This is a genomic window from Deltaproteobacteria bacterium (assembly GCA_011773515.1).
Taxonomy (GTDB): domain Bacteria; phylum Desulfobacterota; class Deferrimicrobia; order J040; family J040; genus WVXK01.
Window position 1 is genome coordinate 3,777 of sequence record WVXK01000075.1, and the last position, 1,156, is coordinate 4,932.

General features: G+C 61.2%; 2 protein-coding genes. Both read left to right on the forward strand.

The genetic code is table 11. From position 1 onward, the window contains the following. Nucleotides 1–126 precede the first annotated feature (126 nt). Complete coding sequence (locus tag GTN70_08515; protein ID NIO17027.1) at nt 127–939, forward strand: NTP transferase domain-containing protein; 813 nt, start codon at nt 127–129, stop codon at nt 937–939. Beyond that, the coding region (locus GTN70_08520) for a mannose-1-phosphate guanylyltransferase/mannose-6-phosphate isomerase (protein NIO17028.1) at nt 912–1,156 on the forward strand (245 nt) is incomplete at its 3' end. The genes GTN70_08515 and GTN70_08520, both read left to right, overlap by 28 nt.

Genomic DNA, 1,156 nt, shown 5'->3' on the forward strand with positions numbered 1-1,156 from the left:
AGATGCAAATGCGGCAAACAGAAAAAGATCCGGTGTTTTAGCTCTGGGCTGTGAACGGTGAGTTCTGAACTTCTAAATTGAGGTTTTTTTGTCCCGCGATGGAAATGATGTGATGGGAGAAGGCGAATGGAGACAAACGACATTTACCCGGTCATCCTGGCCGGGGGCGCCGGGACGCGCTTCTGGCCGCTTTCCCGGGAGCAGTGGCCCAAGCAGTTTATAAGGATTGGCGGGGACAAAAGCCTGATCGGGCAGACCGTGGACCGCGCCAGGGAGCTGTCGGCAGGGGGGACTGCGATCGTGGTGGCGGGGAGGGAACTCTCCGAGAAGATACGGCTCGAACTTTTGAGCGAGCCCCTCCACTTCGTCGTCGAGCCGGCGGCGAAGAACACGGCGCCCGCCATTGCCCTTGCGGCACGGTTTATCCGTGACCGCTTCGGGGACGGCATCATGGTGGTTTTGCCCTCGGACCACGTGATCAAGGAGAACGATCTTTTCAGGGAGGCGATCGCGAAGGCCGCCGGCGCGGCAAGGGAGGGTTTTCTCGTTACCCTCGGGATCGCCCCCCGGAAGCCCGAGACGGGCTACGGCTACATCCGGAGGGGGAGGGAAATCGGCGAGGGGGTCTACGCCGTCGACCGGTTCACGGAGAAGCCCGACAGGGAGAGGGCCGAGCAGTTCGTGAAAGAGGGGAGCTACTACTGGAACAGCGGGATGTTCATCTGGCGGGCGGGTACGTTTCTCGAGGAAGTGAAAAGNNNGCGTTTGGGGCGATCGAGCCGATTTCCGTCGACTACGGCGTCATGGAGAGGTCCGACAGGGTTGCCGTCGTGCCGTGCGATTTTTCATGGTCCGACGTGGGGTCCTGGTCCTCCCTGGACGAGGTGGAGGAGACCGATCAGGACGGGAACGTGTCCTTTGGAAACGTCGTTGCCATAGAGTGCAGAGATTCTGTCTTCCACGCCGGCTCTGACCTCGTTGCCGCTGTCGGTGTTAAGGACATGGTGGTCGTGGATACGGAGGACGCCACCCTGGTCATCCCGAAGGAGCGTGCCCAGGACGTAAGGAGGGTGGTGGATCTCTTGCGGGAGAAGGGGGCGAAGGAGCGCATAGAGCACCGTACGGTCTCCCGGCCCTGGGGAAGCTACACGGTCCT